Below are 26,197 nucleotides of genomic sequence, written 5' to 3'. Positions count from 1 at the left end.
CTGTCATCTCAACCTGAGAGCTTCACCGGCCGCCCGCAGGCAGCCGGCTTTCACCGTCGGTGAGAGCGGAAGCCGTCGACGCCGTCGGCACCCGCTCTGCTTTCCAGAGTGACCTCGTCCGTGCGGTACGTGGGCCTGAGAGATTCCGGGGAGGATTTGCTCCTTCGGCGCCTCCGGATGGTGTCCGGAGGACTCTCCCGCGCGGGGTCAGCAGCCGCTTGCCAGACTACCAGCGGGGTCAACGCCCGCGTCTTCGAGTGGCCACGTTCCTCAATCTGCTCTTTTGTAGTGCTTACGGATGAGTTGCGAGCAAGTGGAGGGCCCGTGCAGACCGACATCGATCCGCGCAACCTGATCGGCCGCAAGGCGTTCGACCGCAACGGCACCAAGCTCGGCACGATCGACGAGGTCTACCTCGACGACGCGACCGGCGCACCGGAGTGGGCCGCGATACGCACCGGCCTCTTCTCCCGAGACGCCTTCGTCCCCCTGGAACCCAGCGAACTGATCGAGGGCACCCTCCACGTCCCCTTCGACCGCGCCCTGATCAAGGACGCCCCCGACTTCGGCGTGGGCCGCCACCTCTCGCCCGAGCAGGAACTGCAGCTTTACCACCACTACGGCCTCGACGTGGCCGCCCCTCCCCCCTTCCCGGACCACAACTTCGGCAAGCTGGCAGGCACAGACGAGCCCTGACCCCGCACCCGCCGACGGCGCCCAGCCCCCACAGGGGCCACCCGCACCCGACAACGATTCCCGCACGGGTGGTGCGGGTGGGAACCCAAACCCGGCCGAAGGCCGGGTGCCCCCAACGCACCCGCACCATAAAGCGCGCCCGCACCCGCACCACATCCCCCCTCAAGCCTCCGCAAAAGGCCCACGCACCAACGGCAACGGCTCCGCCGGCTCCAACTCCGGATCATCAACCCGAAACGTCCGCACCCGCCCCGGCTCCGAATCAGGCGTCTCGAACCGCACAGTCACCCGCCCGACCCCACTCCCCTGCACCCAACCGTGCCCGAACTCGGCGTGCGTGACATCGAGCCCCGAGGCCCACCGCCGCTCGACCGGCACCACCGGCGCCTCCGCAGGAAGGTCATCGGCATCCTCCGCCACTCCGGAGTCCTCCTGCTCACCCGCCGCCTGCGCGAACAGATCCTCCTGCGTGTAGTCGGCCAACCCGCTCACTCCCACCCCCAGCAGCCGCACACCCCCCGTCGTGTCCACGGAGTCCAGCAGCCGCGCGGCAGCCTCCCGCACCACCGCCGGATCGTCCGTGGGCCCCCGCAAGGTCTCGGACCGGGTCAGCGTGGAGAAGTCGTACCTCCGCACCTTCAGCACGATGGTCCGCCCGGACAACCCGGCGCTCCGCAGCCGCCGCACACACCGGTCGGCCAGCCGCTGCACCTCCATCCCCACCCGGACCCGGTCGTGGATGTCGATGTCGTACGTGTCCTCCACCGACACCGACTTCGTCTCCCGCTCGGCCACCACAGGCCGCTCGTCGTGTGCCAACGCCATGGCGTACAAGGCGTGTCCGTGCGCCTTGCCCAGCAGCCGTACGAGCTCGTCCTCACCCGCCTCGGCAATCTCCTCGACCGTGTGGATCCCGACCCGCCGCAGATGGTCGCCCGTCGCCGGCCCCACCCCGGGCAGGGTCCGCACCGGCATCGGCCCGAGCAGGGCCCGCTCGGTTCCCGGCTCGATGACCACCAGCCCGTCGGGCTTGGCCTGCTCGGAGGCGATCTTGGCGAGCATCTTCGAGGCCGCCAGGCCCACCGATCCCGTGAGGCCGGTGACGGCCCGTATGTCGGCGCGCAGCTTGGCCCCGGCCAGCCGCGCCGACGCGTCGTCCCAGGCCGCTCCGCCGGCCTCCAGGTCCACGAACGCCTCATCCAGGCTCAACGGCTCCACCAACGGCGACAGCTCCCTCAGAAGCCCCATCACCTGCTCGCTGATCGCCCGGTAGAAGGCGAAGCGCGGCACGAGATACGCCGCGTTGGGAGCGAGCCGACGCGCCTGGGCCATGGGCATCGCCGAGTGCACTCCGAACACACGCGCCTCGTACGAGCAGGTGGCCACCACTCCGCGCGGCCCGAGCCCACCCACGATGACCGCCTTCCCGCGCAGGCTCGGCTTGGATGCCTGCTCCGCCGAGGCGAAGAAGGCATCCATGTCGAGATGCAGGATCGTGGGCGCGCTTCTCACATCTCCGATGCTGCCCTACGCCACTGACAATGCCGTCCCCGAAGAGCGGTCCAACTGTCGGACCGCCCGGACGACCGCTCGGTCAGACCGCCCGGTTGCGCCGCCGCGCCAGCTCGTCCGCGGGGTTGTGACCGACGAGGGTCTCCCCGGTGTCGATCCGCTCCCCGTGCAGCTGGGAGAGCGCGCTTTCCACGTCCCGCCACACCACGCCCACGGCGATCCCGAAGATGCCCTGACCGCCCTGGAGCAGCGCATGGACCTCGTCCGGCGAGGTGCACTCGTAGACCGTGGCACCGTCACTCATCAGCGTCATCCGCTCCAGGTCGCAGAAACCGCGTTCCCTGAGGTGCTGAACGGCGGCGCGGATGTTCTGCAGTGACACACCGGTGTCCAGAAAGCGCTTGACGATCTTCAGGACGACAACGTCCCGGAAGCTGTAGAGACGCTGCGTCCCCGACCCATGGGCGGGCCGCACGCTCGGCTCGACGAGGCCGGTACGGGCCCAGTAGTCCAGTTGCCGGTAAGTGATTCCGGCGGCCGCACAGGCCGTCGGACCGCGGTAGCCGATCTGCTCGGACGCCATGGACGTCGCCCCTCCGCTGCTCGGCACGGCCGCCGGTCGCTGCGGAGCGTAATCGGCCGCGTTGCTGTGAAGCGGGTACGGACCGCTCGCCCCGAGACTGCGTCCGGGGGCACCCCCAGCCGTACCGTCGCCGCTGCTTCTCACGCCGACCTCCGTCCTTGACCTGCCTTCTCGACGGTAGGCAGTCACCAGGGGCGCGTCAACGATCGCCACACTCGGCACGCCGGGTGATAATCACCCTTCGAGTGGTTTCCCGCACCCAACCGCGGGGAAAGGCTAGCCGAATGCGCTCGGGACGGCTCGCAGGACTCTCTCACGCGCCGCCGGCAAATGCCGGCATTTGAGGCGTCAACGGACGTGGACGAGCCCGGCAGGACCGTTCGCCGCCGAGCCGCGCCTGCCTCACTGGCTGCTGGTGCCGAAGTCCTCGGGCGAGATCTGGTCGAGGAACTCGCGGAACTTCTCCACCTCGTCCTCCTGCTCGTCCGGGATCGCGATACCCGCGTCGTCGAGCACGCCGTCACTGCCGTAGATCGGCGTTCCGGTGCGCAGGGCAAGCGCTATGGCGTCGGACGGGCGGGCACTGACCTCGACCCCGCTGGCGAAGACGAGCTCCGCGTAGAAGACGCCTTCACGCAGGTCCGTGATGCGCACTTCGGTGAGCTCCTGGCCGACGGCCTCCAGCACGTCCTTGAACAGGTCGTGGGTCAGCGGTCGGGCGGGGGCCATGCCCTGCTGCGCGAAGGCGATCGCCGTAGCCTCCCCAGGCCCGATCCAGATGGGGAGGTAGCGGTCGCCTCCCACTTCACGCAGGAGCACGATCGGTTGGTTGGAGGGCATTTCGACCCGGACACCTACGACATCGAGCTCGTTCACACAGCAACCCTAGGCCGTGCCCGGGACGTTTGGGTAGTCGGGCAGAGAACGGGTGGCCGATCCGGTCGGTGCGAACCCACCCGTATCACGGCAGCCGCACACCCAGCGCGGTCTGTACGAGCGCCGCGTGCAGCCTCACCGTGAGCCCGGCCAGTTCCTTCGTACGGGCCTCGGCGTGTGCCCTGGTCTGCGGGTTGCGATGCCGCTTCAACGGGGCCACCACCTGGTCCACCAGCCCGGCCTCACGGTCGGCCGCCGCCTTCATCACCCGCAGATGCCGCGGCTCGATGCCGAACCGCCCCAGCTCGGCGATCAGCGAGGCCACGGTGGCCGCCTCCGCGTCGTACGCCCCGTCGGGCAGTGGAGTGATGAGCCCGTACGACTCCCACTCCTGAAGTTCCTGCTCACCGATCTCGGCGGCGGCCATCAGCTCGTCCCGCCCGATCCTGGCCGCCGTCGGCCCCTCGGTGACCTCCGCAACACCCTCGCCGTCCCGCTGACGCCCTACCGTCGGCAGGGGTAGCGCCTCACCGCGCTCCATGGCGTCGAGGTGCTCACGGATCACCTTGAGCGGCAGATAGTGGTCCCGCTGCATCCTCAGGACATGGCCGAGGCGCTCGACGTCGTCGGTGCTGAACTTGCGATACCCCGATGGGGTCCGCTGCGGCTCGATGAGCCCCTCCGACTCCAGGAAACGGATCTTGGAGATCGTGACTTCGGGGAACTCGTCGCGCAGCACGTTCAGCACCGTGCCGATGCTCATCAGTCCACTGTCCGTGGCGGCGGTACCGTGCCCGGCACCGCCGCTCGGTGTTTGAAGCATGGACCTTCCTGGGGGTCCCCCCGGACGGTGTCCGGGGGCGGGTCAGTAGCCCCGCTGGCTCGCGTAGAAGACCAGCCGGTACTTGCCGATCTGCACCTCGTCGCCGTTCGACAGAGCGACCTGGTCGATCCGCTCGCGGTTGACGTATGTGCCGTTCAGACTGCCCACGTCGGCCACCGTGAACGAGCCGTCCTGACCGCGGCGGAACTCCACGTGTCGACGGGAGACCGTCACGTCGTCCAGGAAGATGTCGCTCTGCGGGTGACGCCCGGCCGTGGTCAGGTCGCCGTCCAGCAGGAAGCGGCTGCCCGAGTTCGGACCGCGGCGCACCACCAGGAGCGCCGATCCCAGCGGCAGCGCGTCGACGGCCGCCTGCGCCTCCGGGGAGAGCATGGGCATCTGCGTCTGGCCCGTGACCTCGGCGTCGTAGGCCTCAAGCCCGGAGATGGAGATCGTCGACGTCGTCTCGGACGGACGCTCGGGCGTTGCCCCGGCCCGCAGCGGAGCACCGCAGTTGGAACAGAAGCGGCTGTTCTCCGCGTTGCGGTTACCGCACCTCGTACACACCAGGGCCGTCATAGGGGAAAACCCTCCACCCGCACTTGAGGTTGGCGGTTGTCCGAAACCTATGCCGCCGGCCTGGGCAGGGTCAACTGACGGCGCGCCCTGACCACCGGAAATGTCATCGCCCGGACCATCGACCTGATCCCGGAACAGCGGGCGCTGGCCTTCTGCGTCAGGCTGTGCGCGATGGCGGGCAGTCGCATTGGCGCTGCCCTCTCGCGCGCTCTTGCCGAACAACTTCGCAAACAACTTCACGGGCGATTCCCCTTGACCGAAACAGACCCGCCCGTGGGGCAGGACGAACCCTGATTGAACACACCGGTCGACCCGGACATCCTCACAACGTCCGTATCCACCAGACAGTTTCCACCACGCACCACCCATTCGGTGCGCCGACCCCCCGCAACCTCATGCCCTCGCCGGACGTCTGCCATGCACCCCCGGTTCACTGGGAGGACGACCGAGCGTAGTCAGGCCGCTTCGCTGCTCGCAAGGCGTCCACGACGATCTTGTCCGACCGCTCGACGGTCACGGTGGCCTGCTCCTTCTCAAGAGTCTGCACCACGCCTCCGGGGATGTTGAGCGCCGGTTCGAGGTCCTGCGGCTTGCCGATGACCTTGAAACGATAGGGCGCGTTGATCTTGTTCCCGTCGACGCTCACGCTCTTGTCGGAGTCCGTCAGATAGGTACCCGCGACGACCCGCACGCCGTTCACCTGGATCGCCTCCGCGCCGGCCGCGCGCAGCTCCTGGATCGTGTCGAGCAGCATGTCCGCCTCGACCGCCCCCTTCGTGTCGTCGATCGTCATCGTGATGCCGGGCCCCTGCGCGGCCACCGTGCCCGCCAGGATGCCGAGCTGCTTCTCCTTCTCTACCGTCTGCTTGCGGGCCTCCTCGGCCTGGTCCGAGCTGTTCTCCAACTCGTCCCGCTGCTTCTCGAGGCCCTGCTTCTCGTCTTCAAGACGCTGAGTACGGTCATCCAGTTCATCGAGGATGCGAACAAGATCTTCCTGACGCGCGCCCCGCAGGGCGCTGTCACTGTCGCTGTTCGACGCCACCTGCACGGCCAGACCGAAGCCCAGGCCGAACAAAAGCACCGCGACGATGAGTTGGGCCCGGGTGACACGCGGCGGCCACAACCCGTTCACCAGCCGCTGACGACCGCTCAACTGCGGCGACTCGGGAGAGGCGTCCGCTGCCGGCCCGGAGGCCTCGGCGGTCACTTCCTCCGGCAGCTCCTTGCGCAGCCTGTTCTCGGGTGTCCCGTCCTGGTTGCTCATCTGCCTCACGCCCGGAACACGTGTCGGCGGATCGCCGCGGCGTTGGAGAAGATCCGGATCCCGAGCACGACGACGACCCCGGTGGACAGCTGGGCGCCGACGCCCAACTTGTCGCCCAGGAACACGATCAGCGCTGCCACGACCACGTTCGACAAGAACGACACGACGAAGACCTTGTCGTCGAAGATGCCGTCGAGCATGGCCCGCAGACCTCCGAAGACGGCGTCGAGTGCCGCCACCACGGCGATCGGCAGGTAAGGCTCGACGACCGCCGGAACCTCGGGCCGGACCAACAGGCCGGCCACGACTCCCACGACGAGGCCCAGTACGGCGATCACGATGTGCCCTTCTCAGTTCTCGGCTGTGCTGTACGTACGATCACACTCGGTGCGGCGGGCAGCCGGAGGTCGTCCTCTACGGAAATGGCGGTCCGGATGCCGTAGTTCTCCTGCAGGGCGTGCAGATACAGCCCGTCGGCGCTGTCCTGGAACCTGGTGCTCAACCGCTTGCCGTCCCCCACGGCCAGCACCGTGTAGGGCGGAACCAGCGGCTTGTTGTCGACCAGTATCGCGTCACCCGCGGCCCTGATCGCCGACAGCGCGGTCAGTCTCTGCCCGTTGATCGACACGGCCTCGGCACCCGACGCCCACAGTCCGTTGACCACCCGCTGCATGTCGCGGTCGCGCACCCGCCCGGTGTCGGAGAATCCGGAGGTCTCGCGCGGGTCGCCGTCCCCACCTGAGGTGGCTTCCTTGGCGTCGTCCACGACCAGCTTCACACCGGGGCCTGTCACTTCCGTGGCACCGGACAGAATGCCCACGAGTTCCGCCCGGTCACTGCCGCCGCTGTCCCTGAGGGCCGCACGCTGCCGCGCGCTCACGTCGTCGCGCAGCTGGTCGACGGAGTCCTCGAGTTCGTCCGCCGCCTCGGTCTCCCGGTCGATACGGTCGATCAGTTCCTCGCGCTCCTTGGCGACGACAGGAGCCGCGACCCGGGCCTGGGCGGCGCCGACGGTCACGACCAGTGCCGCGAGCACCAGACCAGCGGCCAGACCCAGCTTCGCCCGCAGCGTCTTGGGGAGGCCGCCCTCACCAGTGGCCTCCTTGCGGGCGGCGGCCTCTGCGTACCCGTCGTCGAGGCTGTGGTCCATGACGTTGGTCAGCAGCGACATGGAGGCGTCCGGGCGCGAGGGGCGCGTAGGAGTGCTCCGAACGGGGGGCTGCTGCGGCATGTCGCACATCGTCGCACGCCGCGACCGCTACCTCCGAATGGCCCCACCGGCGTGCCGGACAGGCGCCCTCAGGGGCACTTGTCCGGCACGCGCGCGTGCAGTGGCTTAGCGCCCGGCGCTGTCCACGACCGCCGACCACTCGTCGAGCAGGGCCTGGGCGGAGGCGTCGTCCGGCCCTTCCGCCCACAGGTGGGTGACCGCTTCCGCCGGGTCGGGCAGCACCATCACCCAGCGCCCGTCGGTCTCCACCACCCGCACACCGTCCGTGGTGTCCACGAAGCGGTCTCCGGCCGCTTCAACGACCCGCCGCATCACAAGCCCCTTGACGGCCCAAGGGGTCGCCAGATCGCGCTTGAGGACATGCGCCCGCGGAATCCGCGCGTCGATCTGGCTGAGCGTGAGCTGCGTCCGCGCCACCAGCCCGATCAACCGTACGAAGGCCGCCGTACCGTCGAAGACACTGCTGAACTCGGGGACGATGAACCCGCCCTTGCCGTCCCCGCCGAAGATCGTCGTCTCGTCGCGGCCGACGCGCGTCAGGTCGTCCGGAGAAGTGGTCGTCCACTCCACCTGCGTCCCGTGATACGCCGCCACCTGCTCGGCGATCCTGGTGGTGGTCACCGGCAGCGCGACTCGACCACTGCGCCGCTCCGCAGCCACCAGGTCGAGCAGGACGAGCAGCGCACGATCGTCCTCGACGATGCGCCCCTTCTCGTCGACCAGCGACAGCCGCTCACCGACGGGGTCGAACCGCACCCCGAAGGCAGCCCGTGCGGAGGCCACGATCTCTCCCAGCCGCACCAGCCCCGACCGCCGCGCGTCCGCCGACTCGGTGGGCCTGGACTCGTCCAGACCCGGATTGATGGTCAGCGCGTCGACACCGAGCTTGCCGAGCAGGCTGGGCAGCACAAGCCCGGCACTGCCGTTCGACGCGTCGACGACGACCTTGAGCCCCGACTCGGAAATGCCCGTGGTGTCGACGTTCCGCAGCAACGACCCCGTGTACGAGTCGAAGACACTGGCGGGGAAATGCAGGTCCCCGATCTCACCCGGGAACGCCCGTCGGTACTCCTGCCGCGCGAACACCCGGTCCAGCTTCCGCTGGCTCCCCTGCGACAGGTCGGCACCATTCCCGTCGAAGAACATGATGTCCACGGAGTCCGGCACACCGGGCGTAGTGCGGATCATGATGCCGCCGGCGCTGCCTCGCGCGGTCTGCTGCCGCGCCACAGGCAGCGGCACGTTCTCCAGGTCGCGTACGTCGATGGCGCTGGCCTGCAGCGCGGAGATGACCGCCCGCTTGAGCGCCCGGGCACCACGGGAGTGATCACGGGCCGTGGTGACGGTCGAGCCCTTCTTGAGTGTGGTCGCGTAGGCGCCGGCGAGACGCACGGCCAGCTCGGGCGTGATCTCCACGTTCAGGATCCCGGACACACCGCGGGCACCGAAGAGGTGCGCCTGCCCCCTGGACTCCCAGATCACCGAGGTGTTGACGAACGCGCCGGCCTCGATGGTCTTGAACGGGTAGACCCGCACATTGCCCTGCACGATCGATTCTTCGCCGATCAGGCACTCGTCCCCGATGACGGCGCCGTCCTCGATCCGGGCCGCGCGCATGATGTCGGTGTTCTTTCCGACGACGCAACCCCGCAAATTGCTGTGCTGCCCGACGTACACGTTGTCGTGCACCACAGCCTTGTGCAGAAACGCCCCGGCCTTCACAACGACGTTCGAGCCGATGACGGTGTGCTCCCGGATTTCGGCGCCGGCCTCGACCTTGGCGTAGTCACCGATGTAGAGCGGTCCACGGAGAACGGCGTCGGGATGAACCTCTGCGCCTTCCGCCACCCACACACCCGGGGAGATCTCGAAACCGTCGAGATCGACGTCGACCTTGCCCTCCAGGACGTCGGCCTGCGCCTTCACATAGCTCTCGTGAGTACCGACGTCCTCCCAGTAACCCTCGGCGATGAAGCCGTAGATCGGCTTGCCTTCCTTCATCAACTGCGGGAAGACATCACCGGACCAGTCGACGGAGACATCAGCCTCGACATAGTCGAACACCTCGGGCTCCATGACGTAGATACCCGTGTTCACGGTGTCCGAGAAGACCTGGCCCCAGGTCGGCTTCTCCAGGAAGCGCTCGACCTTGCCCTCCTCGTCGACGATCGTGATCCCGAACTCGAGCGGGTTGGGCACTCGTGTCAGACAGACGGTGACCAGCGCGCCTTTTTCCTTGTGGAAAGCGATGAGCTCGGTGAGATCGAAGTCGGTCAGGGCATCACCGGAAATGACGAGGAAAGCATCGTCCTTCAACGCCTCCTCGGCGTTCTTGACGCTTCCGGCGGTACCGAGTGGCTTCTCCTCATTGGCATAGGTGAGCTCCATACCGAGCTCCTCGCCGTCACCGAAGTAGTTCTTGACCAATGAGGCCAGGAACTGGACGGTAACGACGGTCTCGTTGAGCCCATGCCTTTTGAGCAGCCGCAGAACATGCTCCATGATCGGCCGGTTGGCCACTGGCAGGAGCGGTTTGGGCATGCTTGAGGTCATGGGGCGAAGGCGTGTGCCTTCGCCTCCGGCCATCACGACGGCCTTCATGTCGGAAGCGTCCTCCTCTAAGAGACGACGGTCTAGCCGACTTCACCCGTCCAGATTGTCCCGCACTTTTCCACCGCGGGCCATCGGGGCCGATACAGCCGTTGTATTCGGCGAGTTCAGTCGGCCATGGCGTCCGCACGAACCAGGCGGCGGACCTGTACCACGTAGAGAACTCCTGCCCACCAGTACAGCGTTGTACCCCAACCTGCGAACGCCCATCCGAAAATAGCAGCGAGTGACGCGATCCATCCACTTCCGTCACTGAGCAGTAGCAGCGGGAAGGCGTACATCAGGTTGAAGGTGGCGGCCTTGCCCAGGAAGTTCACCTGGGGGGGCGGATAGCCATGGCGCCTGAGGATGCCCACCATCACCAGGAGAAGCAGCTCACGCGCCAGAAGTACAGCGGTCAACCAGACTGGCAGAATCTCGCGCCAGGTCAGACCGACCAAAGTGGAAAGAATGTAGAGCCGGTCGGCCGCGGGATCCAGTAGCCGGCCAAGACTGCTGATCTGGTTCCAACGCCGTGCGAGCTTGCCGTCCAGGTAGTCACTGACCCCGCTCAGAGCAAGCACCAGAAGCGCCCACCCGTCACTTTGGGGACCGCCGAACTCAGGCCTGAGGATCAGCCACAGGAAGAGCGGAACGCCGGCGAGCCGCGCCATGCTGAGGATGTTGGGGATGGTGAGCACCCGGTCCGTCTGGACGCGGGTCTCCTGGACCTCCACCCGGGAGCCTCCTGTGGGAAACGAGCCAACGATGCCCCCTGACCTTACCTCAACGCAAAAAAGCTCTGGCTCTTGGGCTGCGTGCCCAAGAGCCAGAGCTCTAAAAGGAGTTCGGCGGCGTCCTACTCTCCCACAGGGTCCCCCCTGCAGTACCATCGGCGCTGTAAGGCTTAGCTTCCGGGTTCGGAATGTAACCGGGCGTTTCCCTCACGCTATAACCACCGAAACACTATGAAACTGTTTCAGCCGCACCACACCCGTGACCATGGGCATGGGGCTGTTCGTGGTTTCAGAACCAACACAGTGGACGCGAGCAACTGAGGACAAGCCCTCGGCCTATTAGTACCGGTCACCTCCACCCATTACTGGGCTTCCAGATCCGGCCTATCAACCCAGTCGTCTACTGGGAGCCTTAACCCCTCAAAGGGGGTGGGAATACTCATCTCGAAGCAGGCTTCCCGCTTAGATGCTTTCAGCGGTTATCCCTCCCGAACGTAGCCAACCAGCCATGCCCTTGGCAGGACAACTGGCACACCAGAGGTTCGTCCGTCCCGGTCCTCTCGTACTAGGGACAGCCCTTCTCAATATTCCTGCGCGCGCAGCGGATAGGGACCGAACTGTCTCACGACGTTCTAAACCCAGCTCGCGTACCGCTTTAATGGGCGAACAGCCCAACCCTTGGGACCGACTCCAGCCCCAGGATGCGACGAGCCGACATCGAGGTGCCAAACCATCCCGTCGATATGGACTCTTGGGGAAGATCAGCCTGTTATCCCCGGGGTACCTTTTATCCGTTGAGCGACGGCGCTTCCACAAGCCACCGCCGGATCACTAGTCCCGACTTTCGTCCCTGCTCGACCCGTCGGTCTCACAGTCAAGCTCCCTTGTGCACTTACACTCAACACCTGATTGCCAACCAGGCTGAGGGAACCTTTGGGCGCCTCCGTTACTCTTTAGGAGGCAACCGCCCCAGTTAAACTACCCATCAGACACTGTCCCTGATCCGGATCACGGACCCAGGTTAGACATCCAGCACGACCAGACTGGTATTTCAACGACGACTCCACCTGAACTGGCGTCCAAGCTTCACAGTCTCCCAGCTATCCTACACAAGCCGAACCGAACACCAATATCAAACTGTAGTAAAGGTCCCGGGGTCTTTCCGTCCTGCTGCGCGAAACGAGCATCTTTACTCGTAGTGCAATTTCACCGGGCCTATGGTTGAGACAGTCGAGAAGTCGTTACGCCATTCGTGCAGGTCGGAACTTACCCGACAAGGAATTTCGCTACCTTAGGATGGTTATAGTTACCACCGCCGTTTACTGGCGCTTAAGTTCTCAGCTTCGCCACCCCGAAGAGTGACTAACCGGTCCCCTTAACGTTCCAGCACCGGGCAGGCGTCAGTCCGTATACATCGCCTTACGGCTTCGCACGGACCTGTGTTTTTAGTAAACAGTCGCTTCTCGCTGGTCTCTGCGGCCACCCCCAGCTCACCGTGTAAAACGGATCACCAGTGATGGCCCCCCTTCTCCCGAAGTTACGGGGGCATTTTGCCGAGTTCCTTAACCATAGTTCACCCGAACGCCTCGGTATTCTCTACCTGACCACCTGAGTCGGTTTAGGGTACGGGCCGCCATGAAACTCGCTAGAGGCTTTTCTCGACAGCATAGGATCATCCACTTCACCACAATCGGCTCGGCATCAGGTCTCACCCTCATGTCATCCGGATTTACCTAGATGACGGGCTACACCCTTACCCCGGGACAACCACCGCCCGGGATGGACTACCTTCCTGCGTCACCCCATCACTCACCTACTACAAGTCTGGTCCGTCGGCTCCACCACTCCCCTTTGCCCGAAGGCTCCAGGGCGGCTTCACGGACTTAGCATCGCCTGATTCAATGTTTGACGCTTCACAGCGGGTACCGGAATATCAACCGGTTATCCATCGACTACGCCTGTCGGCCTCGCCTTAGGTCCCGACTTACCCTGGGCAGATCAGCTTGACCCAGGAACCCTTAGTCAATCGGCGCACACGTTTCTCACGTGTGTATCGCTACTCATGCCTGCATTCTCACTCGTGAACCGTCCACAACTCGCTTCCGCGGCTGCTTCACCCGGCACACGACGCTCCCCTACCCATCACAGCACCCGTTGGGGCTATATGCTGCAATGACACGACTTCGGCGGTACGCTTGAGCCCCGCTACATTGTCGGCGCGGAATCACTAGACCAGTGAGCTATTACGCACTCTTTCAAGGGTGGCTGCTTCTAAGCCAACCTCCTGGTTGTCTGTGCGACTCCACATCCTTTCCCACTTAGCGTACGCTTAGGGGCCTTAGTCGATGCTCTGGGCTGTTTCCCTCTCGACCATGGAGCTTATCCCCCACAGTCTCACTGCCGCGCTCTCACTTACCGGCATTCGGAGTTTGGCTAAGGTCAGTAACCCGGTAGGGCCCATCGCCTATCCAGTGCTCTACCTCCGGCAAGAAACACACGACGCTGCACCTAAATGCATTTCGGGGAGAACCAGCTATCACGGAGTTTGATTGGCCTTTCACCCCTAACCACAGGTCATCCCCCAGGTTTTCAACCCTGGTGGGTTCGGTCCTCCACGAAGTCTTACCTCCGCTTCAACCTGCCCATGGCTAGATCACTCCGCTTCGGGTCTTGAGCGTGCTACTGAAACGCCCTATTCGGACTCGCTTTCGCTACGGCTACCCCACCCGGGTTAACCTCGCAACACACCGCAAACTCGCAGGCTCATTCTTCAAAAGGCACGCAGTCACGACTGTATGTGCAAGCACATACAGCGACGCTCCCACGGCTTGTAGGCACACGGTTTCAGGTACTATTTCACTCCGCTCCCGCGGTACTTTTCACCATTCCCTCACGGTACTATCCGCTATCGGTCACCAGGGAATATTTAGGCTTAGCGGGTGGTCCCGCCAGATTCACACGGGATTTCTCGGGCCCCGTGCTACTTGGGTGTCTCTCAAACGAGCCGCTGATGTTTCGACTACGGGGGTCTTACCCTCTACGCCGGACCTTTCGCATGTCCTTCGCCTACATCAACGGTTTCTGACTCGTCTCACGGCCGGCAGACCGTAAAAGAGAGATCCCACAACCCCGCATACGCAACCCCTGCCGGGTCTCACACGTATACGGTTTGGCCTCATCCGGTTTCGCTCGCCACTACTCCCGGAATCACGGTTGTTTTCTCTTCCTGCGGGTACTGAGATGTTTCACTTCCCCGCGTTCCCTCCACATACCCTATGTGTTCAGGTATGGGTGACAGCCCATGACGACTGCCGGGTTTCCCCATTCGGAAACCCCCGGATCAAAGCCTGGTTGACGACTCCCCGGGGACTATCGTGGCCTCCCACGTCCTTCATCGGTTCCTGGTGCCAAGGCATCCACCGTGCGCCCTTAAAAACTTGGCCACAGATGCTCGCGTCCACTGTGCAGTTCTCAAACAACGACCAGCCACCCATCACACACCACTTCCGTGATGCTGCACCGGGGCCGGCACCGAAGATCCAGACTCGAAAGCCCGTACCCTCAGATACCCAACAGCGTGCCCGACACCCTCGCCACTCGCCTTCCATTCCACGCCGAAGCAGTACTTAGGAAGACAAGCTGGTCAAGTGTGCCGAGTAGTCAACGTTCCACCCTTGAGCAACCAGCACCGGACGTTCGCCGATGAACTGGCCTCTGGACAACCAGGCAAGCCCGGCTGCCAAGAAGTGCTCCTTAGAAAGGAGGTGATCCAGCCGCACCTTCCGGTACGGCTACCTTGTTACGACTTCGTCCCAATCGCCAGTCCCACCTTCGACAGCTCCCTCCCCACAAGGGGGTTGGGCCACCGGCTTCGGGTGTTACCGACTTTCGTGACGTGACGGGCGGTGTGTACAAGGCCCGGGAACGTATTCACCGCAGCAATGCTGATCTGCGATTACTAGCAACTCCGACTTCATGGGGTCGAGTTGCAGACCCCAATCCGAACTGAGACAGGCTTTTTGAGATTCGCTCCACCTCACGGTATCGCAGCTCATTGTACCTGCCATTGTAGCACGTGTGCAGCCCAAGACATAAGGGGCATGATGACTTGACGTCGTCCCCACCTTCCTCCGAGTTGACCCCGGCGGTCTCCTGTGAGTCCCCATCACCCCGAAGGGCATGCTGGCAACACAGAACAAGGGTTGCGCTCGTTGCGGGACTTAACCCAACATCTCACGACACGAGCTGACGACAGCCATGCACCACCTGTCACCCGGCCACAAGGGGGGCACCATCTCTGATGCTTTCCGGGCGATGTCAAGCCTTGGTAAGGTTCTTCGCGTTGCGTCGAATTAAGCCACATGCTCCGCTGCTTGTGCGGGCCCCCGTCAATTCCTTTGAGTTTTAGCCTTGCGGCCGTACTCCCCAGGCGGGGAACTTAATGCGTTAGCTGCGGCACCGACGACGTGGAATGTCGCCAACACCTAGTTCCCACCGTTTACGGCGTGGACTACCAGGGTATCTAATCCTGTTCGCTCCCCACGCTTTCGCTCCTCAGCGTCAGTAATGGCCCAGAGATCCGCCTTCGCCACCGGTGTTCCTCCTGATATCTGCGCATTTCACCGCTACACCAGGAATTCCGATCTCCCCTACCACACTCTAGCTAGCCCGTATCGAATGCAGACCCGGGGTTAAGCCCCGGGCTTTCACACCCGACGTGACAAGCCGCCTACGAGCTCTTTACGCCCAATAATTCCGGACAACGCTTGCGCCCTACGTATTACCGCGGCTGCTGGCACGTAGTTAGCCGGCGCTTCTTCTGCAGGTACCGTCACTTTCGCTTCTTCCCTGCTGAAAGAGGTTTACAACCCGAAGGCCGTCATCCCTCACGCGGCGTCGCTGCATCAGGCTTTCGCCCATTGTGCAATATTCCCCACTGCTGCCTCCCGTAGGAGTCTGGGCCGTGTCTCAGTCCCAGTGTGGCCGGTCGCCCTCTCAGGCCGGCTACCCGTCGTCGCCTTGGTGAGCCATTACCTCACCAACAAGCTGATAGGCCGCGGGCTCATCCTTCACCGCCGGAGCTTTCAACCCCCACCCAGGAGGGAGGGAGTGTTATCCGGTATTAGACCCCGTTTCCAGGGCTTGTCCCAGAGTGAAGGGCAGATTGCCCACGTGTTACTCACCCGTTCGCCACTAATCCCCACCGAAGTGGTTCATCGTTCGACTTGCATGTGTTAAGCACGCCGCCAGCGTTCGTCCTGAGCCAGGATCAAACTCTCCGTGAATGTTTACCGGTAATCCGGTCGACACACACGAGAGCGGAACGACCAGGCGGAATAAGCCCGGCCGTTCACAGCGTCCTCGCTGTGTATTCTTCAAAGGAACCTCGCCACCGGAAGAATCCGATGGACGGGGTATCAACATATCTGGCGTTGACTTTTGGCACGCTGTTGAGTTCTCAAGGAACGGACGCTTCCTTTGTACTCACCCTCTCGGGCTTTCCTCCGGGCACTTCCCTTCGCTGTTCCAAACTCTATCAGTGTTTTTCCGGCCCTCTGACCACCGTCCTGCAGGCATGCAGAAGGTGACCCCGAGATAGGATCTGACAAGTTGGGTGCTGCCAGGCAAGGACGCCAGTGCGTCGCTCAGCCCCGAGCAGGAGTACGACTGTACACGGGCCCGCGGAGCCGGTGCAAATCGATTGGAGATGTGGTCTAGACCTCTAATCGTGAGCTTCGTGCGGAACCGGTAGTTCATATGACATACCCTGCTGATCAGCGCGCCGTCCGGGACAGACAGTGACGGTGTCCATATAGATCTCCACCCCGGGAGGCTTCCCATGACCACCGTGATGTCCCCTCTTGCCGGACGTGCCATCGGACTGGCAGCCGTGCCCGATCCGGTCTTCTCCGGGGCCATGGTCGGCCCGGGCACGGCCATCGACCCCGTGCGTGAGCCTTCCGAGGCTGTCGCGCCCGTGGACGGAGTCATCGTCTCGCTGCACCCGCACGCCTTCGTCGTCGTCGACGAGACGGGGCACGGCGTACTCACCCACCTCGGTATCGACACGGTGCAGCTCAACGGTCAGGGGTTCGAGCTGCTCGTGAACAAGGGCGACACCGTCACCCGTGGGCAGAGCGTGGTGCGCTGGGACCCGGCCGCTGTCGAGGCCGCCGGTAAGTCTCCGGTCTGCCCGGTCGTGGCGCTGGAGGCCACGGCCGAGGCACTCGCCGAGCTCCGTGAGGACGGCGATGTGAAGTCGGGCGACACTCTCTTCGTCTGGAAGTGACGTCGGCGCCGTCGTACGACGGCAAGTAGGGACAACCACCGCGGCGGCGGGACCCGCCGCACTATCGGAGACGGTGAGATGGAGACAACGCTGCGAGGCGTCGGCGTGAGCCACGGTGTGGCGATCGGCGAGGTTCGGCACATGGGAACGGCGGTTCTCGAACCGCCTGCCAAGCAGATCCCGGCGGAGGACGCGGAGCGCGAACAGGGTCGCGCCCGCAAGGCCGTGGAGGCTGTGGCGGCCGACCTTATGGCGCGCGGCAATCTGGCGGGGGGCGAAGCCCAGGCGGTGCTCGAGGCGCAGGCCATGATGGCCCTGGACCCCGAGCTGATGTCGGACGTGGAGCGACGCATCGCCGTCGGGAGTACGGCGGAGCGTGCGGTGTACGACGCCTTCGCCGCGTACCGCGCCCTGCTCGCCGGGGCCGGTGAGTACCTGGCCGGTCGGGTGGCCGACCTCGATGACGTGCGGAATCGTATCGTCGCTCGCTTGCTCGGAGTACCGATGCCGGGTGTCCCGGACAGCGACGAGCCGTATGTCCTCATTGCTCGGGACCTTGCGCCGGCCGACACCGCTCTGCTGGACCCGACGCTGGTCCTCGGTTTCGTCACCGAGGAGGGCGGGCCGACCAGCCACAGCGCGATTCTGGCCCGTGCGCTCGGGGTGCCGGCCGTGGTGGCGCTGCCCGGTGCGGGCGAGCTGGCCGAGGGCACGGTGATCGCCGTGGACGGGAGCACCGGCGAGATCTTCGTGAACCCCACTGAGGCGAGGAAGACTCGGCTTACGGTCGAGGCCGCCGAGCGCAAGGCCGCGCTGGCCGCCTCGACGGGACCGGGTGTCACCTCCGACGGTCACAAGGTGCCACTGCTGGCCAATGTCGGCGGTCCGGCCGACGTGCCGGCGGCCGTCGAGGCCGGGGCCGAGGGTGTCGGTCTGTTCCGTACCGAGTTCCTGTTCCTCGACGACAGCAAGAACGCTCCGTCGGAGGAGAAGCAGGTCGACGCCTACCGTCAGGTGCTCGAGGCGTTCCCCGAGGGGCGTGTCGTGGTGCGAGTGCTGGACGCGGGTGCGGACAAGCCGCTGGACTTCCTGACGCCGGCCGACGAGCCGAACCCGGCGTTGGGTGTGCGTGGTCTGCGGACACTGCTCGACCACCCCGAGGTGCTGCGCACGCAGCTGACCGCGCTGGCCAAGGCTGCCGAAGGGCTGCCGGTCTACCTCGAGGTCATGGCTCCGATGGTGGCGGACCGTGCCGATGCGAAGGCGTTCGCCGACGCATGTCGTGAGGCGGGGTTGCAGGCGAAGTTCGGCGCGATGGTGGAGATTCCGTCGGCCGCGCTGCGGGCGCGCTCGATTCTGCAGGAAGTCGAGTTCCTCTCCCTGGGGACCAACGACCTCGCGCAGTACACCTTCGCCGCGGACCGTCAGGTGGGTGCGGTTTCCCGGCTGCAGGATCCCTGGCAGCCCGCGCTGCTCGACCTGGTCGCGCTGTCCGCCGAGGCGGCGAGGGCCGAGGGGAAGAGCTGTGGTGTCTGCGGCGAGGCCGCGTCCGACCCGCTGCTCGCATGTGTGCTGACCGGTCTCGGTGTCACCTCTCTTTCCATGGGTGCGGCGTCCATTCCTTACGTCCGGGGTTCGCTGGCGAAGTACACACTGGCGCAGTGTGAGCGGGCCGCGGCGGCCGCCCGGGCTGCGGACAGTGCTGAGGAGGCGCGCAACGCGGCTCAGGCGGTGCTGTCCGGCGAGTAGTGGCCGGGCCGACCGGCCGTCGGCTGGGTCGAGGGGCGCTCAACCTGCGGGTGGAGCGCCCCTCACGCGTTCAGTGGTGGTGTCCCGGTGTCTGCCCCGTGTCGCCGAGGTCCGGCGGCACGCAGTAGTCGACGTCCGATTCCGGGGAGATGAGGTCGCCGGAGTCGATGTCCGTGCAGTAGGCGTCGAAGACCTCTCCGGCAGTGAGGGGTTCGAGACCTTCTCCGCGCATGCGCCAGCCGTAGACACGGTCCGGGGCACCAGGGGTGCTGGTGCGCATCACGAGGCCGCCTGGGCCCTGGGTCGCGAGGCCGAGGGCCAGGACAGTGGTGAACTCGAGAGCTTCAGCCTCGTCGAGGTGGGTGGCCCCGTCGGTGTCTTCCTCTGTGTGGAGCACCGACACCAGCGCTTCCGGAGTGCCAGTGACACTGCAGACGAGGTGTCGATCGCCCTGCTGGGCCGTTTCGAGGATGCGGACGAGGAAGTGGGAGGCGCGGACGAACGCCGCGCGGCCGATGTCCTCGCCGCAGGAGGCACAGGCGCCGAGGCGGGCCAGCAGGGTGCTCGCGTACTCCCAGGTGGCTTGCCGGACGGCTTCGTCCACCAGGGCCGGTACGAGGTCGGCCAAGGGCTGACCGTCGTAGGGGATGGTCGGGCCGGTTGTCGCGAGCTCGGCTGTGAAGCGTGTGCGGCTGGACTGGATGTCCGGGTCGAGGCCCGCGTCCGTGCAGTACTCGGCGTACTCCTGCGGGTCGAAGAGGGCGACCGTGGTGTGGCTGCCCTGGGCGGCGCGGGTTTTGAGGAGGTCTTCGACCTGTCGTAGATAGGCCGTGTGGTCGCTGAAGGTGAAGCTTCGGTAGCGCCGCATGGCGCGGAAGTCGTGCTCGTCGGTCAGCAGACCGATGGTGCCGGCGATTTCGCGGCGCAGGACGCGTCGCATGGTCTGGTGGTCGGTGTGCGCCATGGTTCCCCCTGTGTGCGGTCGATCAATGCTCACTCACAGTAATCGGGGGCACTGACAATGGCGGCCGGGAGAGGCCGTCACGGAGGATGCGGGCCGTTTACGCAGGTCATGGTGATGGTGGTGCGGAAGGCGATCAAGCTGATCGGCCCGGGCGCGACGGCCTCGGTGACGGCGAGTGTTCCGAGCCCCCCTTGCCGAGCTCGAGGCGGTCGACCGGGGCTGGGTCAGGCGCGTTTGCGGGCCAGGGCCTCGTAGAAGTGGAGCAGGTCGAGGTTGTCGATGGAGCCCGGATTGACGGCCTTCTCCAATGGGGTGCCCTGGAGGAGGCGCTTCACGGGCACCTCGATGCGTTTGCCGGTGAGGGTGTGTGGGATGCCTGGTACTTCGATGACCTCGTCGGGGATGTGGCGGGGGGAGAGCTGTTCGCGGATCGTCTGCTTGATGCGGTTCAGGAGGGCCTCGTCGAGGACGGTTCCCGGGGCCAGGTGTACGAAGAGGGGCATCCAGTAGCCGCCGTCGGGTTGTTCGATGCCGATGACCAGCGATTCCTTGATCTCGGGGAGGCGTTCGACAGCTTCGTAGATGTCGGCCGAACCCATGCGTACGCCCTGACGGTTGAGCGTCGAGTCAGAGCGGCCGTGGATGACGACCGAGCCGCGTGAGGTCACGGTGATCCAGTCTCCGTGGCGCCACACTCCGGGATAGGTGTCGAAGTAGCTGTCGTGGTAGCGGCTGCCGTCCGGGTCGTTCCAGAAGTGGATCGGCATGGACGGCATGGGGTTGGTGACGACGAGCTCGCCGACCTCGTCGATCAGGGGCTTTCCGCTCGGGTCCCAGGCCTGCAGGTCGGTGCCCAGCCCGGGCGCCTGGAGTTCTCCGATGTACACGGGGAGGGTAGGTACGGCTCCCGCGAAGCAGGAGCAGACGTCCGTGCCGCCACTGACGGACGCGATCCACAGGTCGTCGCGGACCTCGTCGTGCAGCCAGCGGAATCCGTCGGGCGGCAGGGGTGAGCCGGTGGTGGCGACGCACCGCACCGTGGAGAGGTCGTGGTCGCGGCCGGGGTGCACGCCGGCCTTGCGGCAGGCCATGACGTACGCGGCCGAGGTCCCGTAGAGCGTGGCTCGGGTGCGTTCGGCGACCCGCCACTGGGCGCCGGTGTCGGGATAGCCGGGGCTGCCGTCGTAGAGGACGATCGTGGTGCCCGTGAGGAGGCCGGAGACGAGGAAGTTCCACATCATCCAGCCGGTGGAGGTGTACCAGAAGAAGCGGTCCTCGGGGCCGAGGTCGCAGTGCAGGCCGAGCTGCTTGAGGTGCTCGACGAGGATGCCGCCCTGGGACTGGACGATGGCCTTGGGCAGGCCGGTCGTACCCGAGGAGTAGAGCACCCACAGAGGGTGGTCGAAGGGCACCTGCTCGAAGACGGGCTCGGTGTCGGCGGCCGTCAGGGCCGACCACTCCAGTGCGCCTTCGGGCGCCTCGGTGCCGAGGAGAGGGATGTGGACGACGGCGCGCAGGGTGGGCAGTTCGCGGCGCAGTTCGGCGACCGTGTCGCGGCGGTCGTGCTCCTTGCCCCCGTAGCGGTAGCCGTCGACGGTGAACAGGACCACCGGTTCCACCTGCTGGAAGCGGTCCAGGACGCTGCGGGCGCCGAAGTCGGGAGCACAGGACGTCCAGACTCCGCCCACGGCGGCTGTGGCCAGGAGGGCGACCACCGCCTGCGGGATGTTGGGGAGGTAGCCGCTGACGCGGTCTCCGGGGCGTACGCCGAGGGCGCGGAGTTCGGCGGACAGGGAGCCGACCTGGCGGCGCAGTTCGGACCAGGTCACCGGGCGCGGGTCGTGCGTCTCGTCGACATGGAGGAGGGCAGGTTCGTCCGCACGGGTCTCGGCGGCGCGCAGGGCGTGCTCGGCGTAGTTCAGGGCGGCGCCGGGGAACCACTGGGTGCCGGGCATCGAGCGGTCGCCGAGCACGCGCGCGTAGGGGGTCGAGAAGCGTACGTCGAACCACTCCGTGACGGCTTTCCAGAACGTGTCCAGCTCGTCGACGGACCAGCGGTGGAGTGCGGGGTAACCGCCCTCTGCGGGAGCGCCGTGCTGTTCGGCGGCCCATGCCTGGAACCTGGTGACCTGTGCCTGGGCGATGTGTTCCGGATCTGGCTGCCAGAGCGGCTGGGGGTTCACGGTCGACATGGGGCGGCTCCCGGACTGTGCGCGTCGTGTGCGTCGTCCGCGCACGGGCTGGGGTGTGCGCGTGACGCGGCTGATATGGACGATGCCATGTGATCAACTCCTGCACCAGGGTGTGCCCCACATAGTCCGTGTCGTGAAGATGTGGTCCCAGCACGGGTGAACGGCAGTTGAACGACACGCAATCGTGGGGCAGTCAATGGCAGGCTGAGCAGCATGGACGGTCGTGACCTGGTGCGTTCGATGAAGGCGGTCGGTTCGGTGGGATCGGCCCAGGGGTTGCGTACCGTACGCGCCGCGTGGCGCAGGAGGCGTGCCGATGCCTCCGGGCTGCCGCCGCGGGGGGCCGAGCGGGCGCGGGTGCCCGGGCCGGTGCGAGAGGTGGAGCCCGGGCCCGGGGGCGGTGTCGTCCGGTTCAGCCGCTCCGAGCTGCGGGTCACCGTCGCGGTGAACGGGGCCGTGTTCTGGGGGTGGGACGGAGCCGGTCCCGAGCCGTCGTACGCGCTGATCGGCCGGTGCCCGGAGCCGGACCCGCGGGCGGTGCTGGAGCCGGACAAGGACGGCGGCTGGCGGGTCGTGGCCGAGCGGGTGACGGTCGCCGTCTCGCGGCACGGTGCGGTCGAGGTGCTGACGCCCGGAGGGGTGACGCTGCGCCGGGATCTACCGCCCCGCTGGTGGGAGCCGGTCGGTGGCGGCCCGGCGCGCTGGATGCAGCGCTCGGAGGTGGCTGCCGACGCGCGGTTCTTCGGGCTGGGTGGGCGCGCTTCGGGGCCCCGGCTGCGCGACGGGACGTACCGGCTGTGGAACTCCGATCCCGGCCGCCCCTTCGGACCTGACGACGACCCGCTGTACGTCACGATGCCGGTGCAGATGGTGGTGGCCGACGCTGCCACGCATCTGGCGTTCCACGACACCTCGTGGGACGGCACGGTCACCTTGCGGGAGGGTGAGGAGGGCGCCGGGTCCGGACACGACCGGGCCGGCACCTGCGAGCTGAGGATGGACGGCGGGCCGCTGCGCTGCTGGGTGATGGTGGGCACCCCCGCGCGCGTGCTGCTCGCCTGGGCCTCGCTCACCGGGGCACCGGCGCTGCCGCCGGCCTGGGCGCTCGGTCACCATCACGGGCGGTGGGGTTTCGGCAGTGAGCAGGAGGTGCGACGGATCGTTTCGGGGTATCAGCAGCGCGGTCTGCTCCTCGACGCGGTCCACCTCGACATCGATCACTATGACGCGCACCAGGTGTTCACCGTCGATCAGGATCGCTTCCCCAAGTTGCCGGTGCTCGCCGAGGAGTTGCGTCGGGACGGGATCCGGCTGGTGTCGATCGTCGACCCCGCGGTCAAGGCCGAACCCGGCAATGCCGTGTTCGACGCCGGGACGGACGAGGAAGCGTTCGTGCGGGACGCGGCCGGGCGGCTCGTGCGGGGAGTCGTGTGGCCCGGGGAGGCCGTCCATCCGGACTTCACGCACGCGCGCGTGCGGCAGTGGTGGGGGCGCCTCTACCAGGAGCGGCTCGCGCAGGGTTTCTCGGGCTTCTGGCACGACATGAACGAACCCACCTCGTTCGCCGCCTTCGGGGAGTCGACGCTGCCGCGGTCGGCCAGGCACGCGCTGGAGGGGCGGGGCGGAGACCATCGCGAGGCGCACAACGTGTACGCGCTGTGCATGGCCCGGGCGGCATATGAGGGGCTGCGCGAACTGGCCCCGCAGGAGCGTCCCTTCGTCTTCTCGCGCTCCGGCTGGGCGGGGATGCAGCGCTACGGCGGGTCGTGGTCGGGCGACGTCGCCACGGGCTGGCCCGGGCTACGGGCGTCGCTGTCACTGGTGATGGGGCTGGGGCTGTGCGGTGTGCCGTATTCCGGGCCGGACGTGGGCGGCTACGACGGGAGTCCGTCGCCCGAGCTGTATCTGCGGTGGTTCCAACTGGGTTCGTATCTGCCGCTCTTCCGCACCCACGCGAGTCATCGGGCCGGGCGCCGGGAGCCGTGGGAGTTCGGTGCCGACGTGCTGGAGCACGCGCGCGTGGCGCTCGTCGAACGCCGACGGCTGCTGCCGTACTTCGTGACCCTGGCGCATCTGGCCCGACGTACGGGGGCGCCTTATGTGCGGCCGCTGTGGTGGTCGGCGCCAGAGGATCGCTCGCTGCGTGACTGCGAGGACGCGTTTCTGCTGGGGGACTGCCTGTTGGTGGCGCCCGTGCTCGATCCGGGAGCGGACCGGCGAGCGGTGCAGTTGCCACGGGGACGCTGGTACGACACGGCGACGGGGCAGGCCTACGAGGGGCCGGGGCAGGTCCTCGTGGACGCTCCGTTGTCACGGATTCCGGTGCTCGCGCGAGCGGGCGCCGTCATCCCGGTGCGCGGTGCGGACGGCGGGCTGGAACTGGAGGTCTGGGCGCCGGCCCGGGGACGCGTCGGGGGCGGGCTGGTGGTGCCGGACGCGGGCGACGGCTGGGACGAGCCTGAGGTCGAACGCTACGTCGCCCGCTGGGAGGACTCGCGGGTGGTCGTCGAGCGGGAGGGTGAGGACGGCCTGAGCGAGCCGCCTCACCCCGTGCGCGTGCGGGGGCTGGGGACGGGCTGAGGTCAGACGTACCGGCCTTCGAACCATGCCCGCACGACCAGCGTGTGCAGGGGGAAGGCGAGCTCCTCCGGCCGGCGCAGGAGGTGCCAGCCCTCCGTCTCGTCCGTGGCCGCGGACGGCGTGAGCCCGTCCGCGGAGCGCTCGGGCAGGACCCCGAACAGCAGGAGGTGCCCGTCGGAGGAGCTCAGCGCGTCGACGAGCCGTACGTCGCGGCTCGCCGCGTCGATGCCCGTCTCCTCCTTGAGCTCGCGGACGAGGGCCTGCCGCCAGTCCTCGCGGTCGTCGATGTAGCCGCCGGGCAGCGCTATGCCTCCGCGCGCGGGGGCGATGGTTCGGGTGATGACCACCAGGGCGGTGCCCTGCGTGTCGTACACGGGTTGGAGGGCCACCGCGACGGGGAGCGGATTGCGGTAGGCGACGGTGCTGCAGGCCGGACAGGTGCGGGGCCAGCCGGTGACGCCCTCTCCGTAGAGAGCTCCGCAGGCCGAACAGTGGGAGCCGGGCACGGAGTTGGGGATGGAGTGCTGAGTTTCGGACACGCGGCGGACTGTATCCGATCATCGGAAGGGCGTCTTCCGGAGGTGGCCTTCTTGCTGTCGGTCAGCGTTCAGTGGCTGTTGGTCAGCGACTGCGCGGACACCGGGAAGTCGAAGTAGGTGTCCGGGTAGGCCTCGGGCTTGTAGGTGTAGTGCCACCACTCCTCGGCGAGGTTCACGAAGCCGAGAGCCTCCAGGGTGCTCTTGAGGAGCAGCCGGTTGGCCCGCTGTTCGCCCTGGATGCGGGGATCGAGGGTGTGCGAGAGGGTGTCGAAGCAGTCGAACCCGGTGCCCATGTCGACGGAGTTGTCGGGGAAACGCTCGCTCTTGGGGGCGTAGCAGGGCACCAGGGGCTCTCCCGGGACGTACGGCCTGGTCGGCCTCGCTGGGAGCTTCACGATCGTGAGGTCCATGGTGGAGCCGCGACTGTGGCCGGATTTCTCGGCGATGTAACCGTCCTCGAACAGACGGGTCTTGTCGACGTCCGGGTAGAACTCGCGCTTCATGGCCTGGTCGTCGAGGTCCTTCGCCCAGCGCACGAAGTGGTTCACGGCGCGCTGCGGCCGGTAGCAGTCGTACACCTTGAGGGAGTAGCCCTGGCGCAGGAGTTCCATCTGCGCCTGGTGGAGCGCTTGGGCGGCGGGGCGGGTGAGGATGCAGACCGGCTGCCGGTAGCCGTCGATGCGCTCGCCGACGAAGTTGTGCGGGGTGAAGTAGCGCATCTCCTGGATGATCGTCGGGTCCACGGTTCTGAGGGCCACGAAGTTCTCCGGCGCCTTGGGCTCGGCGCTCGCCCGGGCGGTGCCGGAGGCGGTGGTCACGGCCAGTAGGACGGCGAACGGGGCGACCAGCCTGCGTACTGCGCTCGTGAGTCGTGTCATGTCTCCTGCATCTATCAGGAGTGTGTTCCGCCGGGGAAGCGATCGGATGCAGTTCTCCTCGAAGGGCGTACCGCGACGACGGGCCTGCCCATGTGGCGTCTCCCGTGGCACACTTC

Annotated in this window: 17 protein-coding genes, 3 rRNA genes, 1 pseudogene and 1 riboswitch; of the genes and pseudogenes, 4 read left to right on the top strand and 17 right to left on the bottom strand. The window is 66.4% G+C overall.

What is annotated here, in order from left to right; genetic code table 11:
- Window positions 1-113: 113 nt before the first annotated feature.
- A riboswitch (glycine riboswitch) is annotated at window positions 114-210 on the bottom strand.
- A 114-nt stretch (window positions 211-324) separates the two neighbouring features.
- Window positions 325-696 carry a PRC-barrel domain-containing protein gene (locus OG252_RS41555; protein ID WP_329342657.1) on the top strand — a complete coding sequence of 124 codons (372 nt, stop codon included), beginning with the start codon at window positions 325-327 and terminating at the stop codon, window positions 694-696.
- Here OG252_RS41555 and OG252_RS41550 read toward each other — a convergent pair.
- The 13 genes and pseudogenes from OG252_RS41550 to OG252_RS41490 form a co-directional block, all read right to left on the bottom strand.
- A pseudogene (locus OG252_RS41550) lies at window positions 618-2,208 on the bottom strand (DNA polymerase IV). The gene OG252_RS41555 and the pseudogene OG252_RS41550 overlap by 79 nt on opposite strands.
- An 82-nt stretch (window positions 2,209-2,290) precedes the next feature.
- Complete coding sequence (locus OG252_RS41545) at window positions 2,291-2,935, bottom strand: MerR family transcriptional regulator (RefSeq protein ID WP_266443363.1); 645 nt, start codon at window positions 2,933-2,935, stop codon at window positions 2,291-2,293.
- A gap of 258 nt (window positions 2,936-3,193) precedes the next feature.
- On the bottom strand, window positions 3,194-3,667 hold the full coding sequence (locus tag OG252_RS41540; RefSeq protein WP_004002801.1) for a bifunctional nuclease family protein: 474 nt from the start codon (window positions 3,665-3,667) through the stop codon (window positions 3,194-3,196).
- A gap of 85 nt (window positions 3,668-3,752) precedes the next feature.
- Entirely contained in the window at window positions 3,753-4,490 is a 738-nt protein-coding gene (gene ftsR / locus OG252_RS41535) for a transcriptional regulator FtsR (protein WP_329342654.1), read from the bottom strand.
- Window positions 4,491-4,532: 42 nt separating this feature from the next.
- Window positions 4,533-5,438: an FHA domain-containing protein gene (locus OG252_RS41530; protein WP_266443358.1), complete on the bottom strand. Its 906-nt coding sequence runs from the start codon at window positions 5,436-5,438 to the stop codon at window positions 4,533-4,535.
- 61 nt (window positions 5,439-5,499) lie between these two features.
- Window positions 5,500-6,333 carry a DUF881 domain-containing protein gene (locus tag OG252_RS41525; RefSeq protein WP_329342652.1) on the bottom strand — a complete coding sequence of 278 codons (834 nt, stop codon included), beginning with the start codon at window positions 6,331-6,333 and terminating at the stop codon, window positions 5,500-5,502.
- A 5-nt stretch (window positions 6,334-6,338) separates the two neighbouring features.
- Window positions 6,339-6,671, bottom strand: a complete 333-nt coding sequence (locus OG252_RS41520) for a small basic family protein (protein ID WP_003988855.1) — start codon at window positions 6,669-6,671, stop codon at window positions 6,339-6,341.
- The gene (locus OG252_RS41515) at window positions 6,668-7,564 is read right to left on the bottom strand and encodes a DUF881 domain-containing protein (RefSeq protein WP_329342650.1); all 897 of its coding nucleotides are present in this window, start codon (window positions 7,562-7,564) and stop codon (window positions 6,668-6,670) included. The genes OG252_RS41520 and OG252_RS41515 overlap by 4 nt, the downstream gene beginning before the upstream one ends.
- A gap of 105 nt (window positions 7,565-7,669) precedes the next feature.
- Window positions 7,670-10,165, bottom strand: coding sequence for a mannose-1-phosphate guanyltransferase (locus OG252_RS41510; RefSeq protein ID WP_266443350.1), 2,496 nt, complete (start codon window positions 10,163-10,165; stop codon window positions 7,670-7,672).
- A gap of 116 nt (window positions 10,166-10,281) precedes the next feature.
- Window positions 10,282-10,890 carry a CDP-alcohol phosphatidyltransferase family protein gene (locus OG252_RS41505; protein WP_266443348.1) on the bottom strand — a complete coding sequence of 203 codons (609 nt, stop codon included), beginning with the start codon at window positions 10,888-10,890 and terminating at the stop codon, window positions 10,282-10,284.
- A 109-nt stretch (window positions 10,891-10,999) separates the two neighbouring features.
- Window positions 11,000-11,116 (bottom strand): 5S ribosomal RNA (gene rrf / locus OG252_RS41500).
- Between the two features lie 93 nt (window positions 11,117-11,209).
- A 23S ribosomal RNA gene (locus OG252_RS41495) occupies window positions 11,210-14,333 on the bottom strand.
- A 314-nt stretch (window positions 14,334-14,647) separates the two neighbouring features.
- Window positions 14,648-16,175, bottom strand: a 16S ribosomal RNA gene (locus tag OG252_RS41490).
- Together the 16S, 23S and 5S rRNA genes form the textbook arrangement of a ribosomal RNA operon.
- Before the next feature lie 554 nt (window positions 16,176-16,729).
- Between OG252_RS41490 and OG252_RS41485 the strand changes: the two genes are divergently transcribed.
- Together OG252_RS41485 and ptsP are read left to right on the top strand one after the other, a co-directional pair.
- Entirely contained in the window at window positions 16,730-17,179 is a 450-nt protein-coding gene (locus tag OG252_RS41485) for a PTS sugar transporter subunit IIA (RefSeq protein ID WP_266443344.1), read from the top strand.
- A 78-nt stretch (window positions 17,180-17,257) separates the two neighbouring features.
- Window positions 17,258-18,928: a phosphoenolpyruvate--protein phosphotransferase gene (gene ptsP, locus OG252_RS41480; RefSeq protein ID WP_266443341.1), complete on the top strand. Its 1,671-nt coding sequence runs from the start codon at window positions 17,258-17,260 to the stop codon at window positions 18,926-18,928.
- Window positions 18,929-18,998: 70 nt separating this feature from the next.
- Here the strand turns inward: ptsP and OG252_RS41475 are convergent, their stop codons facing one another.
- Together OG252_RS41475 and OG252_RS41470 are read right to left on the bottom strand one after the other, a co-directional pair.
- A complete protein-coding gene (locus tag OG252_RS41475; RefSeq protein ID WP_329342645.1) occupies window positions 18,999-19,892 on the bottom strand; it encodes a hypothetical protein in 894 nt (297 codons plus the stop codon).
- Between the two features lie 224 nt (window positions 19,893-20,116).
- Window positions 20,117-22,084: an acetoacetate--CoA ligase gene (locus OG252_RS41470; protein WP_329342643.1), complete on the bottom strand. Its 1,968-nt coding sequence runs from the start codon at window positions 22,082-22,084 to the stop codon at window positions 20,117-20,119.
- Between the two features lie 213 nt (window positions 22,085-22,297).
- Between OG252_RS41470 and OG252_RS41465 the strand changes: the two genes are divergently transcribed.
- Window positions 22,298-24,664 carry a glycoside hydrolase family 31 protein gene (locus OG252_RS41465; RefSeq protein ID WP_329342640.1) on the top strand — a complete coding sequence of 789 codons (2,367 nt, stop codon included), beginning with the start codon at window positions 22,298-22,300 and terminating at the stop codon, window positions 24,662-24,664.
- A 2-nt stretch (window positions 24,665-24,666) separates the two neighbouring features.
- Here the strand turns inward: OG252_RS41465 and OG252_RS41460 are convergent, their stop codons facing one another.
- Both OG252_RS41460 and OG252_RS41455 read right to left on the bottom strand, forming a co-directional pair.
- Window positions 24,667-25,203, bottom strand: a complete 537-nt coding sequence (locus OG252_RS41460; RefSeq protein ID WP_329342638.1) for an NUDIX domain-containing protein — start codon at window positions 25,201-25,203, stop codon at window positions 24,667-24,669.
- 68 nt (window positions 25,204-25,271) lie between these two features.
- Entirely contained in the window at window positions 25,272-26,081 is an 810-nt protein-coding gene (locus OG252_RS41455) for a M15 family metallopeptidase (RefSeq protein WP_329342637.1), read from the bottom strand.
- Window positions 26,082-26,197 lie beyond the last annotated feature (116 nt).

It is taken from the genome of Streptomyces sp. NBC_01352 (assembly GCF_036237295.1).
In the GTDB taxonomy this organism is placed as follows: Bacteria; Actinomycetota; Actinomycetes; order Streptomycetales; family Streptomycetaceae; genus Streptomyces; species Streptomyces plumbiresistens.
The sequence above is the reverse complement of the archived record's forward strand: the minus strand, read 5'-3'. Positions and strand labels throughout refer to the sequence as shown.